Source organism: Streptomyces kunmingensis (assembly GCF_039533535.1).
Classification (GTDB): Bacteria; Actinomycetota; Actinomycetes; order Streptomycetales; family Streptomycetaceae; genus Streptomyces; species Streptomyces kunmingensis.
Genome location: NZ_BAAATS010000027.1, coordinates 35,727 through 60,510, shown reverse-complemented (window position 1 = coordinate 60,510; position 24,784 = coordinate 35,727). Strand labels below are relative to the sequence as shown.

The following is a 24,784-nucleotide window of genomic DNA, read 5'->3' as shown; positions in this document are numbered from 1 at the left end:
GGCCATGCACCATGCCGACGCTGAGGCTCCCGGAGGCCTCAACTCCCGTCCCGCAAAAGCCCCTTCGCCGCCCGGCCGAACATCCACCGCCCCGCCATCGCGAGCACCGGATCCGCGACGGCCGGTACCCAGCGCACCCGCAGCTCCTCGCGCCACTCCACGCGCGCCCGGTCGACGCCGAGCGCCCGTACCTCGATCTCGGCCCAGCCGGTCACCCACCGGCCTCGCTTGACGAGACGGCAGCGGCGCGGCGGCTGCCACGCGACGACCTCCATCGGATCGTCGAAGCCCAGGCGGCGGCCGATCCCGGTGCGCGCCACGAACACCGTGCCCGCGGCCGTCGGCGGCGGCGTGGTGATGGTGACGTGGGTGAGCGGCACGACCTCCCCGTGCCGCTTCCAGTCGGTCAGGCGCCGCCACGCCTCGGCGGCGGGCAGCTCGGTCTCGCGGACGATACGGACATGGGCCACGCCGCGAGCGTAGGCCGCTCCCCGATGAGCCGCGCCACAACCGGCCGGGCGTGTCGCGGGGGCCGGTGCGAGGGAGAGGGCTCCGGCCGCCGCCGGAGCCCTCTCCCCGTCCGTCAGGCCTGCCGGTAGGCGGTCAGCAGCTTGCCGAGTGCTCCCGCGTAGTCGCCGGTCAGGGCCAGGTGGTCGGCCTCCGCGAACGGTTTGGCCCAGGCGGCCGTGACCTTGTCGCCCGCCTTCTGCTGGACGATCAGCCGCGCCTTGCCGACGAGCGCGCGTCCGGCGCTCGCGTCGTGCACGTGCCGGCCCGCGAGGGCGAGCGCCCTGAGACTGAGCTCACCGCCGCCGGGTGCCTTCGTCAGCGTCGTGAGGCCGTACCCGTACGGGAACTGCGGATCGTACGAGGAGTCGCCCACGTTGATCGGCAGCTGCGCCTCCGACTTCGGCCACGTGACGGGGAGTTGGCCGGTGAACGGGCGCTTGCCGTAGAGGACGTCGGCCACCCCGTCGCCCTCGGCGCCCGGCAGCCAGGACGCGACGAGCCCGTCGATGGACCCGAGCCGGTCGCCGATCAGCTGCGGGCGGCCGGAGACCGTCAGCACCACGCACTTCATGGCGGCGCAGACCTTGTCCACGGCGGCCTTGTCGGCGGCGGTCAGTTCCAGGTCGTTGCCGTTGCCGACATCGCCGACGCCTTCCGCGTAGGGGGTCTCGCCGACGACGACCACGCCCACGTCGTATCCGGCCGTCGGCGCCGAGGCGTCCTCGGAGTAGTCGATCGCGGCGCCGGGGGAAGCCTTCTTCATCGCCTGGAGGATCGTGGTGCCGTCCGTGTTCTTCCCGGACTGGCCCTGCCAGGTGATGGTCCAGCCGCCGGTCTGGTTGCCCAGGTCGTCGGCGTTCGACCCGGCGACGTACACCTTCTGGGACTTCTTCAGAGGCAGGACGTTCCCGGCGTTCTTCAGCAGCACCTGCGACGCGGCGGCGGCCTGCCGGGCCACGGCGCGGTGCGCGGCGCCGCCGATCTCGTCGAGGTGCGAGGTGTCGGCGTACGGCTTCTCGAAGAGGCCCAGCCGGAACTTCTGGGTGAGGATGCGCGATACGGCGTCGTCCACGCGTGCCTGGCTCACCCGGCCCGCCTGCACCTCGTCGAGCAGGGTCGTCTCGAAGTCCGCGTAGGCGTTCGGCACCATGATCATGTCGAGGCCCGCGTTGATCGACGTACGGACGTCGGAGGCGTAGTCGCCCGGAATCTGGTCGATGCCCGCGTAGTCGCTGATGACGAAGCCCTCGAAGCCGAGTTTCTTCTTCAACTCCCCATTGATCATCGCCGCGTTCGCGTGCATCTTCACCGGGCCCTCGTCGTCACCGATGACGTCCAGTGACGAGTACGACGGCATGACCGAGCCGACGCCCCGCTTCACGGCATCCCCGAAGGGGGCGAGATGCACCGCCTCCAGCTCCTGCCGCGTCACCTTCGTGACGCCCTGGTCGATGGTGTACGAGCCGGTGGTGGAGGAGCCGTACTCGGTGCCGCCGTCGCCGACGAAGTGCTTGGCGGTGGCCAGGACCTTGTCGTCCCGGTCGAGGTCCGTGCCGTTCGCGCGGCCCTGGAAGCCCTGGATCACCGTCTCCATGGACTCCACGAGCGCCGGGTCCTCGCCGAACGCCTCGTAGGAGCGGCCCCAGCGTTCGTCGCGTGTCACGCACAGGCAGGGTGCGAAGTCCCAGGGGATGCCGGTCGCCCGTACCTCGGAGGCGGTCACCGCGCCCGTCTTCTCGGCGAGCCGGGGATCGCGGGTGGCGCCGATGCCGATGTTGTGCGGCATGATCGTGGCGCCGACGACGTTGTTGTGGCCGTGCACCGCGTCCACGCCGTAGATCAGCGGGATCTGGAACCGCGTGGCCTGCGCCCGCAGTTGGTAGCCGTCGATCATCTTGACCCAGGCCTCGGGCGTGTTCGGCGTGGGCACCGAGCCGCCGCCCGAAAGGAGCGAGCCGAGGTCGTAACCGGCAATGTCGGCGGGAGACTTGAGGGCGTTGCGCTCGGCCTGCGTCATCTGGCCGACCTTCTCGTCCAGTGACATCCGGGAGACGAGATCGGCGACCCGTTTCTTCACCGGGAGCTTCGTGTCGAGGTAGGGCAGACCGTGGGCGTCGATGACGGCCTGCGGGTTCTCGGCGGGCGGCTTGGCGCCGGTCACGGTCAGCTTCAGGGGGATCGTCTCGGCGGCCTCGGCCCCGACACGGTCCTTGGCCGTGGCGACCGCGACGGTCTTCGAGGCGCCGGACGCGGTGCCCGCGGGGAAGGTGACCTTGCCGCTGACCGGGGTGTAGTCCTTGCCGGGCTCGGCGGTGCCGCCTTCACTCGCGTACGCGACGGTGACCTCGTCCTCGACGGGGACGTTCCCGGTGGTCGTGACGGACAGCCTGACCTTGGCCGTGCCGCCCTCCTTCACCGGGTACACGCCGGCGTCCGTCGACACCTGCGCCCGCAGGGACTGATCGGCCTTGCCGTACAACTGGACGTCGTCGGCGGCGAATTGGCCCTTCACCCCGGTCGGCAGAGTGAGCGCGTAGCCCCACATCCTGTCGAGCCCGAGGACGTGGTCGATGCCGCCGACGGGCTGGTAGTCCGTGCGGTACTCGAACTGTGTGAACGGGATCTCGACCTGGTGCCAGCCCTGCCAGTCGTCCGTGAACGACGTGGTCCACAGCTCGGACGCCTCGCCGTGCGCCCCGCCGTCCTTGATCTCGAAGCTGATCTTCTTGCCCGTGCCGGGCGGCAGCGGCGCCGCGTTCTGGCCGTACCACCAGAGGCGGATGCCCTTGGACGCCGACCAGTCGTGGGCCGGCTGGTCGGCGGCGTAGTCGTGCGTGAAGCCGCCGTAGCCGCTGATGTCGTACGACCCTTCGAGCACCTTGGCGCCCTCGGGCGCGTCCGCGCGTTCCTTCAGCTCCAGCTTCGGGTGGTCGTCCGCGTCGCCGCCCCAGGTGAAGAGGCCCTCGGCGGGCTGCGTGGCGAACGGTACCTCGCCTTCGAAGCGGTCGATGGGTACGGGGGCGGGGGCCGGCTCGTCGGCCGAGGCCGTCGCGGTGGTGGTGAGCGGCAGCAGCCCGGCGGCGAGTGCGGAGACGGCGAGCAGGGCCGCCCGTCTTCTTCGGCCCGGGGCGGGGGTGAGAGCGGAGTGGCGCAAGTTTCCTCCCGATGTTTCCCGTTGCGGTGGGTGGTGGTGCATCGCGGAGTGCCTAAATTCAAGGCTTGAGTTAAAAGGGGTGCCGGGGGGCCGTCAAGCCTTCGGGGCGTAAAGCCAGTTGGGGGCACGGGACCGATTGACAGTCCCGTCGCCGCCCCGGATCGTGTCAACCGGACTGTGACACCTGACGGTTGGGGGACCGCGATGGGGTGGCCGGGGCACACGGCGGACGACGGGGCGGGACGGACGGGGGCCGCAGCGGGCGACGAGGTGGGCGACGAGGCGGGGAGACCCGGGGGTACGGCGGACTTCGGGGCGGGTGGACCGGGGGACGCGGCGGACGACGGGACAGGGATACCGGGGGACGCATCGGGGAGTACGGGGTCCTCCGGGGCCGGGGCCGGGGCCGGCGCGTTCGGGCCTCCGCCTCCGATGCCGCCCGCTGCTACGGGGCCGGGCGCGGGAACGCCGCCCGGGATGCCGCAGGCGGGAGGGACGGCGCCCGGGATGTCGCAGGCCGGAGGGGCGCCGCCCGTCATGCCGGTTTTCCCGCCGCCCATGCCCGCGTGGGCGCCGAAGCCGCTGCCGGGGCCGGCCGAACCGGCCCGGGCCCTCGCGGCCGGGCTGCTCAACCTCTCCGGGCTCGGCCTGGGCTATCTGTTCCTGCGCCGCCGGCTGCTCGCCGCGCTCTGTCTCGCCGCGACGGCCGCGCTGCTGTTCATCGCCCTGCCCGCCGACCCGGACGGGGTGCCGTCCTGGGCCCTGGCCGGATATCTGGCCCTGCTGCTGATCGCGGCGGCGGACGGCGCACGTCAGGGCCTGCGCGCACAAGCAACTGCCTTACAAGCGCGCCCCGTTGTGGTCATCGTCCTCGCGATCGCCCTGCTCGCGGTGCCCGCCGGGGGAGCGATCGCGTACGGGGGGGCTGCGGGACGACGCCGTCGAGGAGAGGCTGCTCGGCCGGCTCGCCGCGACCGACGCCCTCGTGAAGAAGGCCGCGGCCGAGGACTTCCCCCAGGCCCGCCCCGACTACCGCACGGCCCTGACCCGCTACCGCGCTCTCACCGAGGACCACCCCGGCTCCCGCGCGGCGCACCGCGTCCACGACAGCCTCGACACCTACTACAAGGCGATCGCCGCACCGTACGCCGAGGCCGACCACTGCGGGGCCGTCGCGCCGCTCGAGTACCTTCGGGACGTGCCGAAGTCGATCGACCGCGACGTGCTCGGCTCCCTCGCGACCTGGCCCGACAAGCCCCTCGCCGTCTCCCTCCTGAAGTGCGGCACCGGCAAACTCGGCATCGCAGAGAGCGACGGCCGCGGCGGTGAACTCGGCCAACTCCTGCGTACGTTCCCGAAGTCGGCCCAGGCGGCCGAGGTGACCCCGGCCGTGCGCGCCGCCGTCGACAAGCGCACTGCCGACCTGGCCGGCGCCGAACCGTGCCGCGCCACCGACGAACTGCGCCGCATCGGCGACACGGCGAAGGCCCTGCCCGAACCCGCCCCCGGCCGACTGGGCGGAGACGTGAACAAGGCCGTGCGGAACGGCGTCTACGCCTGCGGCATGGACCAGTTCGAGGACAGCAAGTTCGCGGCCGCCCGCACGACACTGGCCGACTTCGCGAGCACGTACAAGAGCGACAAGCGCGGCGCCCGCGCCCGGCAGGTGGCCATCGCCGCCGAGATCGCCGAGCAACGGCCGTCCGCAGGAGCCCAGTTGCCGCCCGCCGGCTCGCCCGGCGGTGCCCGTATGCAGATGGTGATCAGCAACGACGGGCCCGGCCCGGTGGAGATCCTCTACACCGGTCCCGTCACCGGCCGCGTCACCATCGGCGGGTGCGGCTCGTGCTCGACGTACGGCAGCGAGGCCGCGGGGAGCAGCAAGGCCTGCAACGCGAGCGGCAAGAGCTACCCGAAGGAGACGCTCCGGCTGCCCGCGGGGACGTACCACTTCCTGCACAAGCCGGGCGGCGCGCAGGCCACGGCCCGCAGCCGCGCCGCGGGCAGCAGCATCCAGCCCGGATACACCTACACGCAATGCAGCTACGTGGTGAGCAGCGGCCTCGGTGCGGATCTCTGAGGGCGGCCGCCGCGGTACACCACCCACCGGGGACGGCCCGCGCAAGAAAGGGTGCGGGTACACGTAAGCTGGACGGTGCTCCGGCCGGTGGCCGGCGCGCGGCGGTGGGGCCCGCCGCACCCAACCGCGGCATGCACGCCGCCAACGGTCCCTACTTGCGACGATGTGCACCCGCGCCGTGCTGACGGCGCGGGTGTCCGGCGAGTAGGAGAGGCACCTGTGGAACCCGCGGAAATGGCGCACGCACCCGAGCGAGACGAACCCGTCGACCCCGACGTGGGGCTGCCCGCCCCCGCGGAGCGCCCCGGGCTCTGGCAGGGGCAGGGTCCCGTGTTCGCCGTCGTCGCGGTCGGCGGCGCAGTCGGCGCCTCGGCCCGCTACGGGGCGTCGCTGCTCTGGCCGACGGCGACCGGTGCCTTCCCCTGGACGACATTGCTGGTGAACGCGGTCGGCTGCGCCGTCATCGGTGTCTTCATGGTCGTGATCAGCGACGTATGGACGGCTCCTCGCCTGGTCCGCCCGTTCTTCGGCACGGGCGTCCTCGGCGGCTTCACCACGTTCTCCACGTACGCGGTGGACATCCGGCTGCTGACCGACCTCGGCGAGGCGCGCACCGCGCTCGGATATCTGGCCCTGACCGTCTGCGTCGCCCTCGCGGCGGTGTGGGCCGGGGCGCATCTCACGCGCCGCGTCGTCGTACGGAGGCCCGCGTGAACTGGCTCCTGGTGATCGCGGGCGCCATGATCGGCGCGCCCCTGCGCTACGCCACCGACCGGCTCGTGCAGTCCCGGCACGACACGGTCTTCCCCTGGGGCACGTTCGCCGTGAACGTCGCGGGCTCCCTCGTCCTCGGCCTGATCACGGGCGCGGTCGCCGCGGGCGCCGCCTCGTCCCAGCTCCAGCTCCTGCTCGGGACCGGCCTGTGCGGCGCCCTGACCACGTACTCCACGTTCTCCTACGAGACGCTGCGCCTGGCCGGGACGGGGGCCCGCTTCTACGCGGCGGCCAACGTCGTGGGCAGCGTCGCCGCCGGCCTCGGCGCGGCGTTCACCGGGGCGGCGCTGGCCCAGGCGTTCCTGGGGAGCGCCTGAACAGGCCTGGGGAGCGCCTGATCAGGAGGGGCGCAGACGGGGATTCAAAGACAGGCTCTCAGGACCGCGTGGCGACCCCGCACTCCTGCCCCTCGCTCTCGCGCATCCGCTCCTCCATCGGGGTGTCCCGGTCGTACGGGTCGACCGCCGGGCCGTCCGCCCGCTGCCCGGCCTCGAACTTGGGCCGGAAGAAACCGGTGTAGGAGTCGTCGCAGCCGGCGTTGGTGGTGTCCAGGCTGTTGCGCACGACGGAGAACGTGCCCGCCTTGGTGACGATCTTCGCCGGGTCGTCCCAGTTCACCACCGTCTCGCGGCGCACGATCGTGCGGGCCACGTCATCGCTGCCGGACTCCGCGGGCGTCACCGCGTACACGTAGGTCACGTCGGCGGTCACCTCCACCGCGCCCTTGTCGCTCTCCCGGTACGACAACAGGCCCCTGGTCTTCACGACGTCGCCCACCAGCCGCACCTGCGACGTGTCGAACCGGCTGAACATCGTCAGCGGGTTGTGCTTCTCGCTCGGCGTCGACAGCGCCGTGTCCAGGTTCTTCAGCTCGTCCGGCTGGTCCGGGTTGATGTAGGCGAGGGCCTTGTCGGGCCGCCCGCCCCGCAGCACCTCCGGGTCGAGGCTGGACGCCACGAGGAAGTCCCGGGTCTTCGCCAGCGCCCGGGCGACCTCGGTCTTGTTCATCCATCCGGTGGCCTGCGCCGCGGGCACCTCGATCCCGGCCACCCCGTCGGCCCAGTGCACCGCGGGCGAACCCCTGAACGGCTGGGACACAGTGGCCTGTTCGCCCTGGCTCGTGTCGTCGCCGTCACCGTCGCCATCACCGTCGGACCAGCCCGGTATCAGGTTCCGGTCGAGCGCCACGACCAGGAGCGCCAGCGCGATGAGCAGCCCGACCACGTACCAGAGCCGATTGCGCCGGCGGGGCGGCGTATGGGTCCGCCACCCCTCCGGAGGGCGGGCCTCCTCCTGGAGCCGCCGCGTCACGATCCGGGCGCGCGCCGACGGCTCCTTCGGCGCGTCGGGCACCCCCTCCTCGGACTCCCGGAGGAAGCGCTCCCACTCCTCGTCCGACACGGACGAACCGTTCTGGTCCCCACCCGAATTCACTGTGTGCTCCCATGACTTCGTACGCCTTCGGCCGGCGGCCGCACCTCCCCTGGGCGGTCGCCGCCCAGCATGATCGCACAGGTGTTCCCGGGCGGAGGCCCGATACGGCGACCCGGACGGCGGGGCGCCCGCGTGTACGGGAACGCCGCACGCGGATGTGCGCTTTGATCAGTGGGAAGGCCGGTGAACGGACCGGCGGCGCGGAAAGGCAGCCCAAGCACGTGGACGAGGACGAGCCCCACAGGGATTCAGCCCCGCGCGACAAGCCGGCGGAGCCCGAGCAGCAGACCCTGTTCGGCTGGCAGGACCTCGGCCCGGACCGGGCGGAACCCGCACACGGATCGTTCCGGGACAGCCCCGAGGCACGCCGCATGCTCGACGTGCGCGAGGTGTACGCGGAACCGGCGGCCCTCGAATCCCCGCGCGGCCGCCAGATCATGGCCCGGCTGCCCGGCGTACGCGTGACCGAGGTCGACAGTCACTGGCGCATCCCGTCCCTGCACGGCAACGACGGCAACATCGGCCGCTGGGTCCGCATCAAGACCGAGACGCTCGTCCTCGGCGTCAAACGCACGCTCGCGACGCGCCCCAACGGCAGGTCGGCCGACTGGATCGCCCCGGGCCCCTCCAACGGCTGCGCGATGGCCTGCGCCTACTGCTACGTCCCACGCCGCAAGGGATTCGCGAACCCCATCACGCTCTTCACGAACATCGAGGCGATCGTGGCGCACATCCGGCGCCACATACGGGCCCAGGGCCCGAAGCCGGAACCGAACCAGTGCGACCCGTCGGCCTGGGTCTACGACATCGGCGAGAACGGTGACTGCTCCGTCGACGCCCTGGTCAGCGACAACACCGCGGATCTGGTCGCCGCGTTCCGCACGCTGCCGACGGCCAAGGCGTCCTTCGCGACCAAGTTCGTCAACCCCGACCTGCTCGCCCTCGACCCGCAGGGCCGGACCCGGGTGCGCTTCTCCGTCATGCCGCCCGACGACGCCCGGCTCCTGGACATCCGCACCAGCCCGGTCCCCGACCGGATCGCCGCGGCCGCCGACTTCCTCGACGCGGGCTACGAGGTCCACTTCAACCTCTCGCCCGTCGTCCTGCGCCCCGGCTGGCAGCGGGACTGGGCCGGCCTCCTCGACCACCTCGACGACGTCCTGCCCGCCCGGGTGAAGGAACAGGCGGCGGCCGAGGTCATCATGCTGACCCACAACCAGTCGCTCCACGAGGTCAACCTGGGCTGGCACCCGCGGGCCGAAGAACTGCTCTGGCAGCCCACGGTCCAGGAGACCAAGCGCTCCCAGAACGGCGCGCTCAATGTCCGCTACGACCACGAGATCAAGGCACAGTCCCTGAGCCGCCTGCGCCAGCTCATCGCCGAGCACGCGCCGTGGCTACGGATCCGGTACGCCTTCTGAAGCAGCCCCTGTGCCGCGGTCACCTGCCGGAGCCGGAGTAGGGCAGCAGCGCCATCTCGCGCGCGTTCTTGATCGCCGCGGCGATCTTCCGCTGCTGCTGGGCGCTGACCCGGGTGACCCGGCGGCTACGGATCTTGCCCCGGTCGGAGATGAACTTGCGCAGCAGATCGGTGTCCTTGTAGTCGATGTAGTCGATCTTCGCCATGTCGAGCGGATTCGGACGGTTCTTGACGGGCTTGCGGGGCTTACGGGATTCCTGGCGTTGCGACACGGGTTTTCCTCTCGGGTTCGGGTGTACGGGTTCTGGGGCGTGGGGGCGTGGGGGCGGCGGGTCGGTCAGTGGACCGAGTCGAGGAGCGCGTCGAACGCGGCCGGCAGGTTCTTCCACGCCGCGCGGCCCGCTCCGTACTCCTCGTCGGACAGCAGGCACGAATCGAGCAGTGAGGTCAGTCCGTCGCGGTCGAGGCCGGGGGAGACGAAGACCAGGTGCTGGCAGCAGTCGCCGTGCTCGGGGTGCCAGTCGAGGGCGGCGGCCGCTCGCCTGACCGGCGGGACCAACTCCCAGGCGGCGTCGGGCAGGGACGCGAGCCAGGGGCCGCTGTCCTCGACGCAGAGCGCGCCGCCCGCCGCCTCCCAGGACAGGAGGGTGTCGGGCCGGTCGGCGAGCCAGAACCGGCCCCGGCTGCGGGCCGCCGCACAGGTCAGGTCCTCCAGCGCGTCGTAGAGGCGCTCGGGATGGAACGGGCGGCGCGCCCGCCACACGAGCGTGCCGACGCCTGCCTCCTCGGCCTCCTGGGGCAGGAGCGCGCAGGCCGGATGCTGGCCGGCCGCGGCCGCTTCCACGTCGAACCCCGCGAGGGCAAGGCGCGTCAGCTCCGGTGAGCCGGCCGCGGCCCGTGGCGCCGTCGGGTGCAGCTGACGGAGCAGCGCGTGATCCTCCTCGTCGGCCCCGTCGCTGTCCACGAGAGCGACCACGGACGCGTACTCCAGCTGCCGGGCCCAGGTGTCCCCGACGGTCCGCTGATCCGTGGCCGCGGCCGCGAGCCCGGCCTCGGCGAGGTCGTCGCCGTTGCCGAGGCAGGGCAGTACGAGGGCGGGGTCGACGGCGGTGACCACCCCGCTCACCTCGACCCGGCCCTCGCCGTGTGCGGCGATGACCTCGGCCATCGCCCTGGGCTCGACGGAGTCCCAGAGTTCCAGGACGGCCATCCTGGTGACTCCGTCGTCCGCCAGCCGCTCCAGCTCCGGCATCAGGTCCTCGCGCAGGGCGCAGCAGGCGCAGTCGTTCACCAGGGGCGCCTCACCGCTGGAGAGCACCCCGGAGCTCTCTCGTACGGTCCGGTGCACCGTCCCCTGCCGCGCGGCCGCGAGGTCGTGGTGCAGCGCGACGCTGTGGGGCACCGCTTTCAGCAGTCCTTCCACGACCTCGTGGCGTGCTTCCGCGTGCAGCCCGTTGACGATGACGACAGGGAGGGGGCGGTCCGGGCCTAGTTCGTTGCGTGCCATGCGGCTACTATATGGCAATGGTTTCCATTTTCAATATGGGGGCCCCGCTCTACGAGAGGCAGGAACCTTCGTGTCCGCCCACTGCCAACTGACCGGCGCACAGCCGGGCTTCGGCAACAACATCTCCCACTCGCACCGGCGCACGTCGCGCCGGTTCGACCCGAACATCCAGCGCAAGCGCTACTGGCTGCCCAGCGAGGGACGGCACGTACGCCTGGTGCTGAGCGCCAGGGCGATCAAGACGGTCGACAGCATCGGCATCGAGGCGGCGGTCGCCCGCATCCGGGCGCGAGGGGTGAAGGTCTGATGGCCAAGAAGAGCAAGATCGCGCAGAACGAGAAGCGCAAGGTGACCGTCGAGCGGTACGCCGCGCGCCGCGCGGAGCTGAAGGAGATCATCCGCCGCCCCGGCACCGCGCCGGCCGAGCGGGCCGCCGCGGCCGAGGAGCTGCGCCGCCAGCCGCGCGACGCCAGTGCGACCCGGGTCCGCAACCGGGACAGCGTGGACGGCCGACCCCGCGGTCACCTGCGCAAGTTCGGGCTCTCCCGGGTCCGGATGCGGGAACAGGCGCACGCCGGCCACCTTCCCGGAGTGACCAAGTCCTCCTGGTGACGCCTCGGCGTTGACGGCGGCACTTCACCGGAACATGCGAAGAGCGCGCTCCCTGGGTCAGGGGGCGCGCTCTTCGTCTTACGTCAGTGCGCGGCGACGACGCCGCTCAACTCATTCGGGATCGCCGGGAGTTGTGTCGTAGCCAGCTGCTTGCCCGACTCGATGTCGATGGCCAGCAGCTTCTTGCCCGACGGGTCCGAGACGTACGCCGTGTGGTCGCGCACGAACAGGGCCGGGCGCGGCTGCTGCCAGTCCAGCGGCTCCTTCCACGAGCCGAGGACGGAGATCTTCCTGGTCACCTTGCCCGTGGCGGGGTCGATGACATGGATCTTGCCGTCCGTGCCCAGGACGAGCGCCTCGCCGTGCGGGCCGCGGGCAAGGGACCGGAAGGTGTAGCTCGTCCCGAGGTCGACGAGCCGCATCTTGCCCGTCGTGGTGTCGATGAGCGAGACCTGTTCCGGGCGCTCCAGCTCGGCGTCCTTGTCCTTCTTGTAGTCACCGAGGACGACGGACGACTCGTCCGACCCCGCCTGGTTGCCGATCCGGCCGTACGCCGTGGGGCTCTTCACCTTCTTGATGGCGCCGTCCTTGTAGATCAGGACGCCGTCCTCGCAGCCGATGACGACCGCCTCGCCCTGCGCGGTCGCCTCCCCGTGCACACCGGGGCACTGCTCGCTCCGGGTGATCTCCTTGCGGTCCTTGTCCAGCACGGCGATGCCGACGCGCTTCTCCTCCGTACCGAGGGTCGTCACCAGATTCCCGTCGGCCAGCTGGATGGCGACGCCGTGGTGCGGAGCGGCTGACTTGTAGGTCTCCGCCTTCGGCTTCGTGTCGCCGAGGTCCTTCGGGTCGAAGATCGTGACCTCGCCGGTGCCGTCGGCGAAGAGGATGGTCCGGCCCGCGTGGCGCACGACGTGTCCCGGCTTGCTGCCCTCGAACTCGACGTCGGTGAGCTTGCGGCCCGCCGCGTCGAGCACCCGGAAACCGGTCGCGGTGGAGACCATCACATGGCGGTCGTCGCCCGCCGGGTTGACCCGGTTGAACCCCTCCAGCGGTATGTCCTCGGTGAGCTTCAGCGTCTTGCCGTCCAGGACGTACAGACCCCCGTCGTACGAGGCGACGATCGGGTCCGTGACCGCGGCGGCCGGTGAACCGGAAGCCTTGTCCGCCGTCTGCGCGGTGGACTTGTCGTCGTCGCTCCCGCAGGCGGTGAGTGCGACGGAAGCCGCGAGCAGCGCGGCGACGGCAGCCGCGTTCCTGGGGCGTACTACATGCTTCTTCACGTGTGTCTTTCCTTTTTCCGGCTGTCGCCCATGACCGGCGACAGCGTGGTTATGCGGGGCTCAGGCCGGTGGTGATGGAGGTGGTGTTGGCGCGCATCATCTGCAAGTAGGTGGCGGCTCCTGCGCCCTTCTCGGTGAGGGATTCCGAGAACAGCGGTACGACGTCGATGTCCAGGTCGATCTCGCGCTTCAGCACCTGGGCGAGGCGGTCGGGCTGCGAGGAGTCCGCGAAGATCGCCTTCACGCCCGCCTTCTCGACGGCGTTCGCGAGGGAGGTGAGGTCCGAGGCGCTCGGCGACGCGAGAGTGGTCCCGCTCGGGATCACCGCGCCGACGATCCGGAAGTCGAAACGCCGGGCCAGATAGCCGAAGACGTGGTGATTCGTCACCAACTGGCGTTGATCGGCCGGGATTTCATCGAACTGGTCCCGCATCCATGTGGTGAGTGCGGTGATCTGTGCTCCGTAGGCGGAGGCGTTCTTCTCGATGACGGACTTGTCGACGCCCTCTACGTGCTCGGTGATCCGGTCGGCTATGAGGCCGACGGCCTTGCGGACACGCTCGGGATCGGTCCAGAAGTGCGGGTCGGGTTCGTCGGCCGACGCGCCCGCCGTATAGGTGATCGGGTCGACGGCGTCCCCGACCGCCAGGGTGGAGGTGCCGGCCTCTTCGGCGGCCTCCACATGGCGCAGGACGTTCTCCTCCAGGCCGAGGCCGTTGTAGACGACCAGATCGGCCTGTTCGATGGAGGCCGCCTGCGGGGCCGAGACGCCGAAGGAGTGCGGATCGGCGCCGGCCTGCATCAGTACGGTCACCTCGGCCTCGTCGCCGACGACGTTGCGGGTGATGTCCCCGAGGATGTTCGTGGTGACGACCACCGTGGGGCGGTGCTCCTCACCCGCCGCGCATCCGCTCGCCCCCAGGAGCAGGAGACCGGCGAAGGAGGCGAGCAGCAGACGGCCGGCGGCCCAACGTCCGTGCCATGCACGGCTGTTGCTCCTCATCGGCCGGTCTCCACCATGTACGTCGGGGCGAAGCCGAGCGGGAAGGTCCGGGCGAGCCGGAGCCGGTCGTTGTAGTCGATCTCGTAGACCTTCCGTGCCGCCGCGTCATTGACGTACGCACGGGTGCTGTCGACCTCGACGGACGCGGACCCGGTCCCCTTCGCGAGGAGTTCCTTACGGGCGACGCTCTTCTCGGTGTCGATGTCGTAGGCGGTGAGCACACCGTCCCTGCCGAGCGCGAGCAACGGGGCGCCTTCCCCCGCGGTGTTGGCGGCCACGACCGGGCCGGTCGCGATGCGCGTCCAGGAACGGTCGGTGACGTCCAGGACCCAGACCGCGTCATCGCCGGACCGCGCCGCGAGCGTGGTGCTGCCTGCCCGGTGGCGGAAGTCGACGGCCCGGTCCGATGCCTTCACCGCCGTGCCGTACGGGATCTTCTCCGCCTCGAACGTGCCCTTGTCCTCGCTGACCAGCAGCGCGCCGTCGGCACATCCGAAGACCACACCCCGCCGGGTGACGGCCTCGCCGCGTACCTGCGCACACGTCTCCTTCAGCGTGGTGACGCGTGCGCCCTTGCGGTCGCGGACCTCGACGGTGTCCTTTCCGGCGCCCGTCGCGGTGACCAGCAGATGCTCGGCGTAGGGGACGACCGGTCCGCCGTCCGTGCCGGTCAGCGTCCGGCCGCGGGGCACGGTGCCGTCCTCCAGCTTCTTGCGGTCGAGCAGGCGAGCGTCGCCCTGCGCCGAGGAGAGCGCGGTGACGGCCTGATCGCTGTGGACACGGGAGGCGTCCGTCCCGGCGACGGTGCCCACGTCGCGGATCGCGGCGCGGTAGTAGTGGACGTGGTCACCGTGGTCCACCGTCCAGGCGCCGGTGTCGACGACGCGGGTGCCGCCGGAGGCGTTCAGGTAGGCGAAGCGGCCGTCGGTGCGCAGACCTTGTACGTCGTCGCTGTCCCGGAGCGAGGTGACGTCCTCGGTGATCAGGTCCAGGACCTTGACCGTCCCCGTGCCCGCGTCGGCGAGTACGAGCCGTGACTGCTGCTCGGAGGCCTCCTCGGCTCCTTCGACATACCCGTGGGGTTGCGCCGAGGCCGAGGGCGATGTGGTGGCGGAGGCCGCGGACTTCGAGGATCCCGTCGCGTCGGTGCCGCCCTGGCAGCCGACGAGCAGCGCGCAGCCGGCAAGTACCGAGCAGGGGAGGGCGGTTCGGGTCCTTCTGGCTGCCTTCCGGGAAGCCCTCGGGGGTGTCCTCGGGGAAGTCCTTCTGAATGTCATGACGGGTGTCCGTATTCCATGTGCGGTTCCCTATGCGGTTCCGTGTGCGGTTCCCTGTGCGGGAGATCGGTCGGGGTGGCGGGGGGAGTGGACCGCCCCCACCGGCGGTGAAGTCCGGAAGCGGTGGTGGAGAGCAGGAACTGGAGGACCGCGGTCGCCGCGATGCTCGCCCCGGCTGCCGTGTGGAGGTGCCAGGAGAGGAGCAGGCCGATGAACGTCGCGCTCGTCCCCAGGAAGGCGGCGCCGGCCATGATCACGGGGATGCGCCGCGCCCACGGCAGCATGGCCGCGGGCGGCGCGATCAGCAGGCCGAACACCAGCAGCGTTCCCACCACGTGGAACGACGCGACGACGGCCAGGGTGAGCAGGGCCAGCAGCACCGCGTGCGCGAGGCGTGGCCGCAGGCCCAGCGTGTGGGCCTTGCGCTCGTCGAAGGCGAGGGCCACGAACGGCCGGTAGCCGAGGACCGAGATCACCAGCGCGAGGACCAGCGCGCCCCCGAGCGAGATCAGGTCGGAGGAGCGTACGGCGAGCACGTCGCCGAAGAGGAAGCCGGTCAGGTCCACCGCGAACGACTGCGACCGCGAGATGACGATCACGCCCAGCGACAGCATCCCGACGAACAGCAGGCCGATGCTGGTGTCCTGGGACAGGCGGGGCGAGCGGCCGACGACGCTGACGCCGAGCGCCATGACGGCCGCGCTCACGGCGGCGCCGATGAGCAGGTTGCCCCCCAGCAGCGAGGCGAACGCGATACCGGGAAGCATGCCGTGCGACATCGCGTCCCCGAAGAACGCCATACCGCGCAGCACGACCCAGGTCCCGGCGAGGGCGCAGATCAGCGACACGAGAATGCCGCCCCACAGGGCCCGCTGGACGAAGGTCACCTCGAAGGGGCCCGTCAACCATTCCATGCGGCCGGACACTACAATGAAAATGATTATCACTACAACGAGGGCGATGCGGGAAGAGGCTCGGACCATGCGCGACAGGCAGTGGCAGGTGAGGTTCGACGGTGTGTCGGCCGGTTATGCGAACCGTGCGGTACTGGATCAACTCACCCTGCAGATACCGGCGTTCACCACCACTGCCGTGGTCGGTCCGAACGGCTCGGGCAAGTCCACGCTGCTCGGCGTGATCGCCGGAGTGATCCGCACGACAGCGGGCCGGGTGGAGCGCCGGAGCGAGGGATCGGTGGCGCTCGTGACGCAGCGGAGCAGGGTGGACGACGTGCTGCCCCTGACTGTGCGGGACGCCGTGGCGATGGGCCGGTGGGGGCGGCGGCGTGGCTGGTGGCGGCTGACACGACAGGACTGGGCCGTGGTGGAGGCGAGCATGGAACGGCTCGGGATCACCTCCCTCGCCCATCGTCAGCTGGGGGAGCTGTCAGGGGGCCAGCGTCAACGCGCCCTCGTCGCACAGGGTTTGGCACAGCAGGCGGAGCTGCTCCTCCTCGACGAGCCCACCACCGGCCTCGACGCGACGGCTCAGCGGATCATCACCGAGGTGCTGGCCGAGGTGACGGGGGAGGGGGTGACGGTCCTCCAGGCGACCCATGACCTCGACGCGGCCGCGTCGGCGGGCCATCTCCTGCTGCTCCGGGAGGGACGGCTGTGGGGAGAGGGGGATCCCCGGAAGGTGCTCACGGGCGACGCGATCGACGAGGTGTGGGGGCTGCCGCGGCGGGTGTGAGGTGTGTGCGGCGGCGCGTGCGACGGGTGAACCCCGGCGACCGATGGCCCGGTCGCCGGGGTTCGTGTTCGTCCGTCGCGGGTGGGCGGCGGATCCTGCGCCGCGGAGGTTCAGTCCTCGGGGTGCAGAAGGCCGCGCTCGTAGGCCTTCACCAGCCGCTGCGGCACCTGGTACACGGAGCCGTCCACCGTGACGGGTACGAGTTGGGGCGTCGCCGCCTTCCACTGGGCGCGGCGGTGGCGGGTGTTGCTGCGGGACATCTTCCGCTTCGGGACTGCCATGGGGGCCTCCTGGGTCGTCGTCCGCCGGAGGCTATATGAAAACGATAGTCAATAACAATTGGCACGGGCCGGAGTCGGATCGGGGCCGGGTCGGGGCCGGTTCGGGGCTGGGTCAGAGCCAGTCCCGTCGTTTGAAGATCATGTACAGGCTGGCGCAGACCACGCCCATCAGGCCGACCGCGAAGGGGTAGCCGAAGCCCCAGCCCAGCTCCGGCATGTTCTCGAAGTTCATGCCGTAGATGGTGCCGACCAGGGTGGGGGCGAAGAGGATCGCCGCCCACGACGAGATCTTCTTGATCTCCTCGTTCTGTTCGAAGCCCGCCTCCGCCAGGGCCCGCATCTCCGCGTTCTGCTGCTGTGTCACCAGCGTCGCGTTCACCGTGAGAATGTCGGCGAGGGCCTGGCGGAAGCCGTCGACGCGTTCGCTGGTGTGCGTGACGTGGTCGGCCACGTCACGCAGGTAGCGCTGCAACTCCTCGTCCGTGCCGTACTTCGCGAAGCCCGCCATCAGGGCGTGCAGCATGCCGACCAGGGGGCGGGTCGCACGCTGGAACTCGACCATCTCGCGCGAGAGTTCGTAGATGCGGCGGGAGACCTCGGGGGCGCCGGAGAAGACCTCCGTCTCGATCTCGTCGATGTCGTTCTGGACGCCGTCGACGACCGGGGCGTACCCGTCCACGACCGCGTCGAGGATCGCGTAGAGGATGGCCTCGGGGCCGAGTCTGAGCAGATCGGGGCTCGCCTCCATGCGGTGACGCACGGTCGAGAGGTCGGGCGCGGCGCCGTGCCGGACCGTGATGACGAAGTCCGCGCCGACGAACACATGCAGCTCGCCGAAGTCGACCTCCTCGGGCGCGTCCAGATAGCGGGCCGCGCGCAGGACGACGAAGAGGGTCTCGCCGTAGCGCTCCAGCTTCGGGCGCTGATGGGCCTCCAGCGCGTCCTCCACCGCGAGCTGGTGCAGGTCGAACTCGGCCGCCAGCGACTTCAGTTCGGCCTCCGTCGGACGGGCCAGACCGATCCACGCCATCGTCCGCGGCCGCTCGTGCAGCTGCCGGTACGTGTCCGTGAGGGTCTCGGGGCTCGCCACCCGCAGCCCGTCCCGGTACAACGCCGTGTGCACGACGCTGTCCGCCGGCTCCTGCGGGGGCGCCGCGTCGGAGGCGGGCGACGCGGCCGGTTCGGCCGCCGGGGCCGGGGCCGCGCCCCGGCGCCAGGAATAGCGGCGCCCGCCGCCGCGCCGGTCCCGGCCGGGTCGCTCCTGCCGTCGCGGCATCGCCGCCTCCTTCCGCCGTCGGGTCCTGAGCAGGCAGCGTAACCAGCGAAGGTGTACCGCCCCGGCAGCGGCGTACGGCAGCAACCAGGACACGTCCTGGCGCAACTAGGACACATGCTGGCCTCGATGACCGCTACCGTCCCCTCATGATGACGAAGCCGATCACCGCCCGGGCCCTCGGCCGGGCCACCCTGGAGCGTCAACTGCTGCTGCGGCGCGACCCGATGGGCGTGACCGGAGCCGTCACCCATCTCGTCGGGCTCCAGGCGCAGGAGGTCCGGCCGCCGTACGTCACGCTCGCCGCCCGGCTCGACGGGTTCACCCCCGCCGCGCTCTCGGCGGCCCTGGAGGAGCGGAGTGTGGCCCGCCTCGTCACGATGCGCTCCACGATCCATCTGCACACCGCCGAGGACTGCATGACGCTGCGTCCGCTCGTGCAGCCCGCGCGGGAACGGGAACTGCACATGTTCCGCAAGGGGCTCGTCGGCGTGGATCTGGCGCGGCTGGGCGCCCTGACACGGCAGTACGTCGAGGCTGAGCCGCGTACCCCGAAAGAGCTGCGCGAGCTGCTCCTGAAGGAGTGGCCCGACGCCGACCCCCAGTCCCTTTCGACCGCCGCCCGCTGCTTGCTGCCCCTCGTCCAGGTCACCCCGCGCGGCCTGTGGCGGCGCAGCGGCGGCGTGCGGCTGACCACGGCCGAGCACTGGCTGGGAGGGGCGGAACCCGAAGCGGCCCGTGGAGAAACCCCGGCCCCCGAAGGGCCACCGGCCCCCGAAGGTACACAAGCCCCCGAAGGGACACAGACCGCCGACGCCACCGTCCTGCGTTATCTCGGCGCCTTCGGCCCCGCCTCCGTGAAGGACTTCCAGCAGTGGGCGGGGCTCACCCGCACCAAGGAGGTCTTCGAGCGGCTGCGGCCCCGGCTGGTGACGCTCCGCGACGAGCACGGCGTCGAGCTGTTCGACCTGCCCGACGCGCCCCGCCCCGGCGAGGACGTACCCGCACCGCCGCGGCTCCTCGCCGAGTTCGACAACCTGCTGCTCTCGCACGCCGACCGCACCCGCGTGGTGCGTAAGTCCGACCGCGGACGCACCTGGCAGGGCAACGTGGCCCACGCGACCTTCCTCGTCGACGGCATGCTCGCCGGACTGTGGTCCCTCAGGGAAGGGAAGGAGAGCAAAGGGGAGGGCAGCTCTCTCCTGTTGGAGCCCTTCCGCGAGCTCACCCGCAACCAGCGCGACGAACTCGTCGCCGAGGCGGAGCGCATGGCTGCTGTCCTGGAGGCGCCCGGCGCCGTCACCGTGGACTTCGGCACCGTACGCACCTGACTCACCGTACGAACCTGAGTCACCGTACGCACCTGAGTCACCGTACGAACTTGAGTCGCTGTACGAACTTGAGTCGCTGTACGAACCTTAGTCACTGTATGAACCTGACGCACCTGCCCCCGGGCCGGGCTCCGCACCGCGACGTCAGTCCGCGCGCCCCGTCGCCGCCACCGTCACGCCCAGGCCTATCAGCGCGAAGCCACCCGTCCCGCCGATCATCGAGAGCCGCCGGTCCGAGCGCGCGAACCAGGTGCGCGCCGCCGATGCCGTCAGGCCCCACAGCGTGTCCGTGACCAGGCCGATCGAGATCGGTACGAGCCCGAGGAGCAGCATCTGCGCGGGCAACCGGCCCGCGTCGTGGTTCACGAACTGCGGGAGCACCGCGGCGAAGAACACGATGCCCTTCGGGTTCGTGACGCCCACCAGCGCCCCGTCGAGCACGGTGCGCAGATCACCGCGGGCCGGGCCCGCCGGGCCGCTGATGTCCGCCGCCTTCATCGCGTGCCGGTGCCGGAACGCCTGCACGCCCAAGTAGACGAGGTACGCGGCGCCCGCCAGTTTCACCGCGACGAACAGCTCCGCGGAGCGCTCCACCAGAGCGCCGATGCCGAGCGCCACGGCCACCACCAGCAGATACGAGCCGACCACATTGCCGAGCGCCGTCGCCACCGCCGTGCGGCGCCCGTGCGTGAGCGCCCGGCCGATCACGAACAACACGCTCGGTCCCGGAATCACGATCACCAGCAACGACATCGCCGCGAACGCCAGATACCGGTCCGTCGACACCATGTGCCACACCCCCGCACTCCGTTGAAGACCCGCACAGCAGTGAAGTCCCGCACCTCATTGAAGACCCTCCCACTGACAGTCACCCCGCGCCCAAGGCCTACGGCAGCAGCCCCGCCCGCCGCGCCGCCACCACCGCCTCGCCCCGCGTATGCGCGCCGAGCTTGCGCATGGCGGCACGCAGATAGCCCTTGACCGTCTCCGGTCGCAGCCCGAGCCGCTCGGCCGCCCCCGCGTTCGTCGCCCCCGCCGCCACGCACACGAGGACGTCCACCTCGCGCGGCGCGAGCAGCACCGGCGCCTCCCGTGGCGGCGGAGCCGCGGCCGACGCCAGCCGGCCGCACACCGCGAGGAGTTCGGCCCGCAGCGCCGGGTCGACGATCTTCGGGGCGAGCGCGCGCAGCGCCCCGTGCGCCTCGCGGACCTCCTCCCACGCCCGGGCGCTCCCGGCCACCGGGGTGCTCGCCGCCGCCAGCAGCGTCCTGGCCTCGTCCCGTACCACCAGCGCGTGCTCCACGTCACGGGCCGCCATCACCGCCGCGTTCAGCACCCGGTCGCCCAGCGGCTGGGCCGAGCGCAGCGCCCCGTAGAGCACGCCGCGCACCCGGCGGCGTACGACGACGGGAACGGCGAGGACCGAGCGCAGTCCCTCGGCCCCGACGGCGGCGTCGTACTCGTGGCTGATGTGCCGGGAGCCCTGGTAGTCGGTGACCGCGCAGGCCCTGGCGAGGCTGAGGGCCTTGCCGCCCAGGCCGGTGCCGGCCGACACCGCGAGGCCGCGCAGCGCGCGCGTCGCCGCGCCGCTCAGCTCCGCGATCCGGACCTGGCCCACGTCCGGGGCGAGCCCGCCGGACGCGACGAGCCCGCCGAACGCCACCGGCAGCCCGGTGCCCCGGCGCAGCCGCACCAGCGCCGCGCGCATCTCGACCGCCTCGGCGGCTTCTGCGGTCACCCTCGATCTCCTCGCCGTGCTCCGTTCACCCCCGTTCGGGGGTGGTGAGACCTGCGTCACGCACTACACGATGGCAGACACGGTTCCCCCGGACCAGGAGTGCAAGGAGCGCACATGACGACGCCGCACGGCCCCACCCAGCAGTTCCGTACCGCCCGTGACTTCCTGCTGCGGCACGCCCAGGACTACGAGACGGCGTACGAGGGCTTCGCCTGGCCCCGGCCCGACCGGTTCAACTGGGCCCTCGACTGGTTCGACGCGATCGCCGACGGCAACGAGAAGACCGCGCTGCACATCGTCGCGGAGGACGGCGGCGGGGGCCGCTTCTCCTTCGACACGCTGCGCCGCCGCTCGAACCAGGTCGCCAACTGGCTGCGCGCCCGGGGGGTGGGGCCGGGCGACCGGGTCCTGCTGATGCTCGGCAACCAGGTCGAGCTGTGGGAGGTGATGCTCGCCGCGATGAAGCTGCGCGCCGTCGTTATCCCCACCACGCCGCTGCTCGGCCCGGCCGACCTCACCGACCGGGTCGAGCGCGGCCGCGCCCGGCATGTCGTCGTCCGTCCCGAGGACACCGGGAAGTTCGCCGAGGTGCCGGGGGAGTACACCCGGATCGTCGTCGGCGCGCAGGCACCGGCCGAGGGATGGCTGTCGTACGAGGATGCCGCGGGCGCCCCGGACACCTTCGAGGCCGACGGTGTCACCTTCGCCGACGACCCGCTGCTGCTGTACTTCACGTCCGGCACGACGGCCCGGCCCAAGCTCGTCGAGCACACCCATGTGTCGTACCCCGTCGGCCACTTGGCGACGATGTTCTGGATCGGGCTGCGCCCCGGCGACGTCCATCTGAACATCTCCTCGCCCGGCTGGGCCAAGCACGCCTGGTCGAACTTCTTCGCGCCGTGGAACGCGGAGGCGACCGTCTTCCTCTACAACTACACGCGCTTCGACGCGGGCCGGCTGATGGACGTGATGGACCGCGCGGGCGTCACGTCGTTCTGCGCGCCGCCCACCGTGTGGCGCATGCTCATCCAGGCCGACCTCACCCAGCTGGCCACTCCGCCCCGTGAGGTCGTCGCCGCGGGGGAGCCGCTCAACCCCGAGGTCATCGAGCAGGTCAAGCGGGCCTGGGGCATCACCATCCGGGACGGTTTCGGGCAGACCGAGACGTCCGTGCAGGTCTCCAACAGCCCCGGCCAGCTCCTCAAGCCGGGCTCCATGGGCCGCCCGAGCCCCGGTTTCAAGGTCGAGCTCCTCGATCCCGTCACCGGTGAACCGGGTGCGGAGGAGGGCGAGATCAGCCTCGACCTGGCCGCGCATCCCGTCGGCCTGATGGTCGGCTACCACGGCGATCCGGAGCGCACGGCCGAGGCGATGGCGGGCGGCTACTACCGCACCGGAGACATCGGGTCACGGGACGCCGACGGCTACCTGACGTACGTGGGCCGGTCCGACGACGTCTTCAAGGCCAGCGACTACAAGATCAGCCCCTTCGAGCTGGAGAGCGCCCTCCTCGAACACGAGGCCGTCGCCGAGGCCGCGGTCGTGCCCGCCCCCGACACGCTGAGGCTCTCCGTCCCGAAGGCGTACGTCGTGCTCGCCGAGGGCTTCGAACCCGGCCCGGACGCCGCCAAGCTGCTCTTCGAGCACTCCCGCGCGGTCCTCGCCCCGTACAAGCGGCTGCGCCGCATCGAGTTCGCCGAGCTGCCCAAGACCGTCTCCGGCAAGATCCGCCGCATCGAGCTGCGCGAGCGCACGGCGCAGGGGTCGACCGCCGAGTACCGCGAGGAGGACTTCCGATGAGCGCAGAGCTTTCCTACGCGCACGGCACGGGCACCACGCCGCTCCTCGGTGACACCATCGGCGGCAACCTCCAGCGGGCCGTCGAGGCGTGGCCGGACCGGGACGCCCTGGTCGACGTACCGAGCGGACGGCGCTGGACCTACGCCCATTTCGGGGCGGCAGTACAGGAGTTGGCGCTCGGGTTGCTCGCCTCCGGGGTCGCCAAAGGGGATCGCGTCGGGATCTGGGCGGTCAACTGTCCCGAGTGGGTCCTCGTCCAGTACGCGACCGCCCGCATCGGCGCGATCATGGTCAATATCAACCCGGCGTACCGGACACACGAGTTGGCGTACGTACTGAAGCAGTCCGGGATCTCTGTGCTGATCTCGTCGTCGGGCCACAAGGGCACCGACTATCGCGAGATGGTCCGGCAAGTGGCGTCCGAGTGCCCGCAGTTGCGTGAACGCGTCTTCATCGGTGAGCCCAGTTGGGATGCGCTGGTCGCGGGCGGGTCCGGTGTCCGGTATGAACAACTCGCCGCGCGCGAGGCGGAGTTGTCGTGCGACGACCCGGTCAACATCCAGTACACCTCCGGCACCACCGGCTTCCCGAAAGGAGCCACGCTCTCCCACCACAACATCCTCAACAACGGCTACTGGGTGGGCGAGACGGTCGGCTACACCGAACAGGACCGGGTCTGTCTGCCCGTGCCCTTCTACCACTGTTTCGGCATGGTCATGGGGAATCTGGGCGCCACGTCCCATGGTGCCTGCATCGTCATCCCCGCCCCGTCCTTCGAACCGGCCGCGACCCTGCGCGCCGTGCAGGAGGAGCGGTGCACCTCGCTGTACGGCGTACCGACGATGTTCATCGCCGAGCTGAACCTGCCGGACTTCGCCTCCTACGACCTCTCCTCCCTGCGCACCGGCATCATGGCGGGATCCCCGTGCCCCGCCGAGGTCATGAAGCGGGTCGTCGCCGAGATGCACATGGCCGAGGTGTCCATCTGCTACGGCATGACCGAGACGTCCCCGGTCTCCCTCCAGACCCGCCGCGACGACGACCTGGAGCGCCGCACCGGCACCGTCGGCCGCGTCCTGCCGCACATCGAGGTCAAGGTCATCGACCCGGTCACCGGCGTCACGCTGCCGCGCGGCGAACCCGGCGAACTGTGCACCCGCGGCTACAGCGTGATGCTCGGCTACTGGGGCGAGCCCGAGCGGACCGCCGAGGTCGTCGACGCCGGACGCTGGATGCACACCGGGGACCTCGCGGTGCTGCGCGAGGACGGTTACGCGCAGATCGTCGGCCGCATCAAGGACATGATCATCCGCGGCGGTGAGAACATCTACCCGCGCGAGATCGAGGAGTTCCTGTACGGGCATCCGGCCATCGCCGATGTACAGGTGGTGGGCGTACCGCACGAGAAGTACGGCGAAGAGGTCCTGGCCTGCGTGATCCTGCGGGACGCGGCCGACGGTCTCACCCTCGACGAACTGCGCGCCTACTGCCGCGACCGGCTCGCGCACTACAAGGTGCCGACCCGGCTGCGGATCCTCGACGCGTTCCCGATGACGGTGAGCGGAAAGGTCCGCAAGGTCGAACTGCGCGAAGGATACGGGGAGTTGTAGGCGCC

Annotated in this window: 23 protein-coding genes; 10 read left to right on the top strand and 13 right to left on the bottom strand. The window is 71.2% G+C overall.

The window, feature by feature from the left end; translation table 11 throughout:
* Positions 1-38: 38 nt before the first annotated feature.
* Positions 39-470, bottom strand: coding sequence for an SRPBCC family protein (locus ABD366_RS28645; RefSeq protein WP_324766833.1), 432 nt, complete (start codon positions 468-470; stop codon positions 39-41).
* A 113-nt stretch (positions 471-583) separates the two neighbouring features.
* Positions 584-3,706, bottom strand: coding sequence for a glycoside hydrolase family 3 protein (locus ABD366_RS28640; protein ID WP_411293639.1), 3,123 nt, complete (start codon positions 3,704-3,706; stop codon positions 584-586).
* A gap of 943 nt (positions 3,707-4,649) precedes the next feature.
* Here ABD366_RS28640 and ABD366_RS28635 point away from each other — a divergent pair.
* The 3 genes from ABD366_RS28635 to crcB (ABD366_RS28625) all read left to right on the top strand — a co-directional run bounded on the left by ABD366_RS28635 (position 4,650) and on the right by crcB (ABD366_RS28625) (position 6,835).
* Positions 4,650-5,744, top strand: a complete 1,095-nt coding sequence (locus ABD366_RS28635; RefSeq protein ID WP_324766836.1) for a hypothetical protein — start codon at positions 4,650-4,652, stop codon at positions 5,742-5,744.
* Positions 5,745-5,978: 234 nt separating this feature from the next.
* The gene (gene crcB / locus ABD366_RS28630; protein ID WP_324766850.1) at positions 5,979-6,458 is read left to right on the top strand and encodes a fluoride efflux transporter CrcB; all 480 of its coding nucleotides are present in this window, start codon (positions 5,979-5,981) and stop codon (positions 6,456-6,458) included.
* Complete coding sequence (crcB, locus tag ABD366_RS28625) at positions 6,455-6,835, top strand: fluoride efflux transporter CrcB (protein WP_324766837.1); 381 nt, start codon at positions 6,455-6,457, stop codon at positions 6,833-6,835. The genes crcB (ABD366_RS28630) and crcB (ABD366_RS28625) overlap by 4 nt, the downstream gene beginning before the upstream one ends.
* 58 nt (positions 6,836-6,893) lie before the next feature.
* Here crcB (ABD366_RS28625) and ABD366_RS28620 read toward each other — a convergent pair whose 3' ends face one another.
* Entirely contained in the window at positions 6,894-7,919 is a 1,026-nt protein-coding gene (locus ABD366_RS28620; protein ID WP_324766838.1) for a hypothetical protein, read from the bottom strand.
* A gap of 323 nt (positions 7,920-8,242) precedes the next feature.
* On the opposite strand from ABD366_RS28620, the gene ABD366_RS28615 reads away from it, so the two are divergent.
* The gene (locus ABD366_RS28615; protein ID WP_344442862.1) at positions 8,243-9,373 is read left to right on the top strand and encodes a spore photoproduct lyase family protein; all 1,131 of its coding nucleotides are present in this window, start codon (positions 8,243-8,245) and stop codon (positions 9,371-9,373) included.
* Between the two features lie 19 nt (positions 9,374-9,392).
* On the opposite strand, the gene rpsR is transcribed toward ABD366_RS28615, so the two are convergent.
* The gene (rpsR, locus tag ABD366_RS28610) at positions 9,393-9,578 is read right to left on the bottom strand and encodes a 30S ribosomal protein S18 (protein ID WP_411293640.1); all 186 of its coding nucleotides are present in this window, start codon (positions 9,576-9,578) and stop codon (positions 9,393-9,395) included.
* Between the two features lie 131 nt (positions 9,579-9,709).
* Positions 9,710-10,879: a CobW family GTP-binding protein gene (locus ABD366_RS28605; protein WP_324766840.1), complete on the bottom strand. Its 1,170-nt coding sequence runs from the start codon at positions 10,877-10,879 to the stop codon at positions 9,710-9,712.
* Between the two features lie 70 nt (positions 10,880-10,949).
* Here ABD366_RS28605 and rpmB point away from each other — a divergent pair, with 70 nt between their 5' ends.
* Together rpmB and rpsN are read left to right on the top strand one after the other, a co-directional pair.
* Positions 10,950-11,186 carry a 50S ribosomal protein L28 gene (gene rpmB / locus ABD366_RS28600; RefSeq protein ID WP_324766841.1) on the top strand — a complete coding sequence of 79 codons (237 nt, stop codon included), beginning with the start codon at positions 10,950-10,952 and terminating at the stop codon, positions 11,184-11,186.
* Positions 11,186-11,491, top strand: coding sequence for a 30S ribosomal protein S14 (gene rpsN / locus ABD366_RS28595; protein ID WP_324766842.1), 306 nt, complete (start codon positions 11,186-11,188; stop codon positions 11,489-11,491). The genes rpmB and rpsN overlap by 1 nt, the downstream gene beginning before the upstream one ends.
* Before the next feature lie 83 nt (positions 11,492-11,574).
* Here rpsN and aztD read toward each other — a convergent pair whose 3' ends face one another.
* From aztD to aztB, 4 genes are read right to left on the bottom strand one after another with little or no spacing between them, the layout of a single operon-like run.
* Positions 11,575-12,774, bottom strand: coding sequence for a zinc metallochaperone AztD (gene aztD, locus ABD366_RS28590; protein WP_324766843.1), 1,200 nt, complete (start codon positions 12,772-12,774; stop codon positions 11,575-11,577).
* Between the two features lie 49 nt (positions 12,775-12,823).
* Positions 12,824-13,777 carry a zinc ABC transporter substrate-binding protein AztC gene (aztC, locus tag ABD366_RS28585; RefSeq protein WP_324766844.1) on the bottom strand — a complete coding sequence of 318 codons (954 nt, stop codon included), beginning with the start codon at positions 13,775-13,777 and terminating at the stop codon, positions 12,824-12,826.
* Complete coding sequence (locus tag ABD366_RS28580) at positions 13,774-15,054, bottom strand: hypothetical protein (protein WP_324766845.1); 1,281 nt, start codon at positions 15,052-15,054, stop codon at positions 13,774-13,776. Before ABD366_RS28580 ends, aztC begins: the two co-directional genes overlap by 4 nt.
* Complete coding sequence (gene aztB, locus ABD366_RS28575) at positions 15,051-15,968, bottom strand: zinc ABC transporter permease AztB (protein WP_324766846.1); 918 nt, start codon at positions 15,966-15,968, stop codon at positions 15,051-15,053. The genes ABD366_RS28580 and aztB overlap by 4 nt, the downstream gene beginning before the upstream one ends.
* Positions 15,969-16,035: 67 nt before the next feature.
* Here aztB and aztA point away from each other — a divergent pair, with 67 nt between their 5' ends.
* Positions 16,036-16,746, top strand: a complete 711-nt coding sequence (gene aztA / locus ABD366_RS28570; RefSeq protein WP_324766847.1) for a zinc ABC transporter ATP-binding protein AztA — start codon at positions 16,036-16,038, stop codon at positions 16,744-16,746.
* A gap of 110 nt (positions 16,747-16,856) precedes the next feature.
* Here aztA and rpmF read toward each other — a convergent pair whose 3' ends face one another.
* The gene (gene rpmF, locus ABD366_RS28565) at positions 16,857-17,027 is read right to left on the bottom strand and encodes a 50S ribosomal protein L32 (protein ID WP_324766848.1); all 171 of its coding nucleotides are present in this window, start codon (positions 17,025-17,027) and stop codon (positions 16,857-16,859) included.
* A 112-nt stretch (positions 17,028-17,139) separates the two neighbouring features.
* On the bottom strand, positions 17,140-18,303 hold the full coding sequence (locus tag ABD366_RS28560) for a magnesium and cobalt transport protein CorA (RefSeq protein ID WP_344442723.1): 1,164 nt from the start codon (positions 18,301-18,303) through the stop codon (positions 17,140-17,142).
* 146 nt (positions 18,304-18,449) lie between these two features.
* Here ABD366_RS28560 and ABD366_RS28555 point away from each other — a divergent pair, with 146 nt between their 5' ends.
* The gene (locus ABD366_RS28555; protein ID WP_324767005.1) at positions 18,450-19,631 is read left to right on the top strand and encodes a winged helix DNA-binding domain-containing protein; all 1,182 of its coding nucleotides are present in this window, start codon (positions 18,450-18,452) and stop codon (positions 19,629-19,631) included.
* 144 nt (positions 19,632-19,775) lie between these two features.
* Here ABD366_RS28555 and ABD366_RS28550 read toward each other — a convergent pair whose 3' ends face one another.
* Positions 19,776-20,420 carry a LysE family translocator gene (locus ABD366_RS28550; RefSeq protein WP_324767003.1) on the bottom strand — a complete coding sequence of 215 codons (645 nt, stop codon included), beginning with the start codon at positions 20,418-20,420 and terminating at the stop codon, positions 19,776-19,778.
* A 97-nt stretch (positions 20,421-20,517) separates the two neighbouring features.
* Positions 20,518-21,369 (bottom strand): helix-turn-helix transcriptional regulator, encoded by an 852-nt coding sequence (locus tag ABD366_RS28545; protein WP_324767002.1) that lies wholly within the window; start codon positions 21,367-21,369, stop codon positions 20,518-20,520.
* A gap of 114 nt (positions 21,370-21,483) precedes the next feature.
* Here ABD366_RS28545 and ABD366_RS28540 point away from each other — a divergent pair, with 114 nt between their 5' ends.
* Complete coding sequence (locus ABD366_RS28540; protein ID WP_324767001.1) at positions 21,484-23,169, top strand: AMP-binding protein; 1,686 nt, start codon at positions 21,484-21,486, stop codon at positions 23,167-23,169.
* Positions 23,166-24,779, top strand: a complete 1,614-nt coding sequence (locus tag ABD366_RS28535) for an AMP-binding protein (RefSeq protein WP_324767000.1) — start codon at positions 23,166-23,168, stop codon at positions 24,777-24,779. The genes ABD366_RS28540 and ABD366_RS28535 overlap by 4 nt, the downstream gene beginning before the upstream one ends.
* Positions 24,780-24,784: the final 5 nt, after the last annotated feature.

Bases quoted from the DNA above. Each gene is read 5' to 3' on its own strand.
- ABD366_RS28640 (WP_411293639.1), bottom strand. From the start codon at position 3,706: ATGCACCACCACCCACCGCAACGGGAAACATCGGGAGGAAACTTGCGC.
- crcB (WP_324766850.1), top strand. From the start codon at position 5,979: ATGGCGCACGCACCCGAGCGAGACGAACCCGTCGACCCCGACGTGGGG.
- rpsR (WP_411293640.1), bottom strand. From the start codon at position 9,578: ATGGCGAAGATCGACTACATCGACTACAAGGACACCGATCTGCTGCGC.
- ABD366_RS28605 (WP_324766840.1), bottom strand. From the start codon at position 10,879: ATGGCACGCAACGAACTAGGCCCGGACCGCCCCCTCCCTGTCGTCATC.
- rpsN (WP_324766842.1), top strand. From the start codon at position 11,186: ATGGCCAAGAAGAGCAAGATCGCGCAGAACGAGAAGCGCAAGGTGACC.
- aztC (WP_324766844.1), bottom strand. From the start codon at position 13,777: ATGAGGAGCAACAGCCGTGCATGGCACGGACGTTGGGCCGCCGGCCGT.
- ABD366_RS28580 (WP_324766845.1), bottom strand. From the start codon at position 15,054: ATGACATTCAGAAGGACTTCCCCGAGGACACCCCCGAGGGCTTCCCGG.
- aztB (WP_324766846.1), bottom strand. From the start codon at position 15,968: ATGGAATGGTTGACGGGCCCCTTCGAGGTGACCTTCGTCCAGCGGGCC.
- aztA (WP_324766847.1), top strand. From the start codon at position 16,036: ATGCGCGACAGGCAGTGGCAGGTGAGGTTCGACGGTGTGTCGGCCGGT.
- rpmF (WP_324766848.1), bottom strand. From the start codon at position 17,027: ATGGCAGTCCCGAAGCGGAAGATGTCCCGCAGCAACACCCGCCACCGC.
- ABD366_RS28560 (WP_344442723.1), bottom strand. From the start codon at position 18,303: ATGCCGCGACGGCAGGAGCGACCCGGCCGGGACCGGCGCGGCGGCGGG.
- ABD366_RS28555 (WP_324767005.1), top strand. From the start codon at position 18,450: ATGATGACGAAGCCGATCACCGCCCGGGCCCTCGGCCGGGCCACCCTG.
- ABD366_RS28550 (WP_324767003.1), bottom strand. From the start codon at position 20,420: ATGGTGTCGACGGACCGGTATCTGGCGTTCGCGGCGATGTCGTTGCTG.
- ABD366_RS28540 (WP_324767001.1), top strand. From the start codon at position 21,484: ATGACGACGCCGCACGGCCCCACCCAGCAGTTCCGTACCGCCCGTGAC.
- ABD366_RS28535 (WP_324767000.1), top strand. From the start codon at position 23,166: ATGAGCGCAGAGCTTTCCTACGCGCACGGCACGGGCACCACGCCGCTC.